General features: G+C 50.9%; 2 rRNA genes (1 of these 2 only partly in view). Both read left to right on the top strand.

The features are described 5' to 3' along the window. Window positions 1-2,822: ribosomal RNA gene (locus tag QUA74_RS29080) — 23S ribosomal RNA — on the top strand (it extends 57 nt beyond the left edge of the window). 154 nt (window positions 2,823-2,976) lie between these two features. After that, a 5S ribosomal RNA gene (rrf, locus tag QUA74_RS29085) occupies window positions 2,977-3,089 on the top strand. Window positions 3,090-3,142 lie beyond the last annotated feature (53 nt).

Raw genomic sequence — 3,142 nt, forward strand, 5'->3', positions numbered from 1 at the left:
GTGATAGCCTGCGATAAGCTTCGGGGAGCTGGCAAATAAGCTTTGATCCGGAGATTTCTGAATGGGGAAACCCACCTCGCAAGAGGTATCGCATGATGAATACATAGTCATGCGAGGCGAACCGGGTGAACTGAAACATCTCAGTAGCTCGAGGAAAAGACATCAACCGAGATTCCGAAAGTAGTGGCGAGCGAAATCGGAAGAGCCTTCTATTGATAGCACGATTGTTAGCAAAACGGAATGGAAAGTCCGGCCATAGCAGGTGATAGCCCTGTATGCGAAAACAGACGTGTGGTACTAAGGTAGAGACAAGTAGGGCGGGACACGAGAAATCCTGTCTGAATATGGGGGGACCATCCTCCAAGGCTAAATACTCGTAATCGACCGATAGTGAACCAGTACCGTGAGGGAAAGGCGAAAAGAACCCCGGGAGGGGAGTGAAATAGATCCTGAAACCGCATGCTTACAAAAAGTAGGAGCCCGCAAGGGTGACTGCGTACCTTTTGTATAATGGGTCAGCGACTTACATTCAGTGGCAAGGTTAACCGAATAGGGAAGCCGTAGAGAAATCGAGTCCGAATAGGGCGAATCAGTCGCTGGGTGTAGACCCGAAACCAAGTGATCTATCCATGGCCAGGATGAAGGTGCCGTAACAGGTACTGGAGGTCCGAACCGACTAGTGTTGCAAAACTAGCGGATGAGCTGTGGATAGGGGTGAAAGGCTAAACAAACTTGGAAATAGCTGGTTCTCTCCGAAAACTATTTAGGTAGTGCCTCAAGTATTACCGTCGGGGGTAGAGCACTGTTTAGGCTAGGGGGTCATGGCGACTTACCAAACCTATGCAAACTCCGAATACCGACGAGTACAGCTTGGGAGACAGAGCACCGGGTGCTAACGTCCGGACTCAAGAGGGAAACAACCCAGACCGCCAGCTAAGGTCCCTAAAATTGGCTAAGTGGGAAACGAAGTGGGAAGGCTAAAACAGTCAGGATGTTGGCTTAGAAGCAGCCATCATTTAAAGAAAGCGTAATAGCTCACTGATCGAGTCGTCCTGCGCGGAAGATGTAACGGGGCTAAGCCAGTTACCGAAGCTGCGGATGTGCAATTTATTGCACGTGGTAGGAGAGCGTTCTGTAGGCCTGTGAAGGTGTCTGGTAACGGATGCTGGAGGTATCAGAAGTGCGAATGCTGACATGAGTAGCGTTAAAGGGGGTGAAAAGCCCCCTCGCCGTAAGCGCAAGGTTTTCTACGCAACGTTCATCGGCGTAGAGTGAGTCGGCCCCTAAGGCGAGGCAGAGATGCGTAGCTGATGGGAAACAGGTCAATATTCCTGTACCGATCAATAGTGCGATGTGGGGACGGAGAAGGTTAGCTCAGCCAACTGTTGGATATGTTGGTTCAAGCCTGTAGTCGTGCCTGGTAGGCAAATCCGCCGGGCTTAGATGAGGGGTGATAACGAGTCTGCTTGCAGACGAAGTGAGTGATACCCTGCTTCCAGGAAAAGCCACTAAGCTTCAGCTATTGACGACCGTACCGCAAACCGACACTGGTGCGCGAGATGAGTATTCTAAGGCGCTTGAGAGAACTCAGGAGAAGGAACTCGGCAAATTGATACCGTAACTTCGGGAGAAGGTATGCCCCAAGTAGGTGAACCTGTACAAGGCGAGCCCAACGGGGTTGCAAAAAATCGGTGGCTGCGACTGTTTAATAAAAACACAGCACTCTGCAAACACGAAAGTGGACGTATAGGGTGTGACGCCTGCCCGGTGCTGGAAGATTAAATGATGGGGTGCAAGCTCTTGATTGAAGTCCCAGTAAACGGCGGCCGTAACTATAACGGTCCTAAGGTAGCGAAATTCCTTGTCGGGTAAGTTCCGACCTGCACGAATGGCGTAACGATGGCCACACTGTCTCCTCCTGAGACTCAGCGAAGTTGAAATGTTTGTGATGATGCAATCTCCCCGCGGAAAGACGGAAAGACCCCATGAACCTTTACTGTAGCTTTGTATTGGACTTTGAACAGATCTGTGTAGGATAGGTGGGAGGCTTTGAAGTAGGGTCGCTAGATCTTATGGAGCCAACGTTGAAATACCACCCTGGTGTGTTTGAGGTTCTAACCTAGGTCCATTATCTGGATCGGGGACAGTGCATGGTAGGCAGTTTGACTGGGGCGGTCTCCTCCCAAAGCGTAACGGAGGAGTTCGAAGGTACGCTAGTTACGGTCGGACATCGTGACGATAGTGCAATGGCATAAGCGTGCTTAACTGCGAGACTGACAAGTCGAGCAGATGCGAAAGCAGGACATAGTGATCCGGTGGTTCTGTATGGAAGGGCCATCGCTCAACGGATAAAAGGTACTCTGGGGATAACAGGCTGATACCGCCCAAGAGTTCATATCGACGGCGGTGTTTGGCACCTCGATGTCGGCTCATCTCATCCTGGGGCTGTAGCCGGTCCCAAGGGTATGGCTGTTCGCCATTTAAAGAGGTACGTGAGCTGGGTTTAAAACGTCGTGAGACAGTTTGGTCCCTATCTTCCGTGGGCGCTGCAGATTTGAGGAAGCCTGCTCCTAGTACGAGAGGACCGGAGTGGACACACCTCTGGTGTATCGGTTGTCACGCCAGTGGCATTGCCGAGTAGCTAAGTGTGGAAGAGATAACCGCTGAAAGCATCTAAGCGGGAAACTCGTTTCAAGATGAGATCTGCCGGGGCCTTGAGCCCCCTAAAGAGTCGTTCAAGACCAGGACGTTGATAGGTCAGGTGTGGAAGCGCAGTAATGCGTTAAGCTAACTGATACTAATTGCTCGTGCGGCTTGACCCTATAACTTTGATTGCCAACACGCATCCATCATATGTATGCGCGAAAAGCTCAAAGATTGTTATGCCAAGTTGACGCAGTCAAAAGACACAAAATCTGATTCCAAACTCTATGAATTCGCCAGGCAGTTCCACGAACTGCCCAGCACCAAGTTATGCCTGATGACCATAGCAAGTTGGTACCACTCCTTCCCATCCCGAACAGGACAGTGAAACGACTTTGCGCCGATGATAGTGCGGGTTCCCGTGTGAAAGTAGGTCATCGTCAGGCTCTTACAGCCCCAAACCCCCTCAGTTCCAAAAGGACTGGGGGGTTTTGCGTTG

It is taken from the genome of Microcoleus sp. LAD1_D3 (genome assembly GCF_036702135.1).
In the GTDB taxonomy this organism is placed as follows: domain Bacteria; phylum Cyanobacteriota; class Cyanobacteriia; order Cyanobacteriales; family Microcoleaceae; genus Microcoleus.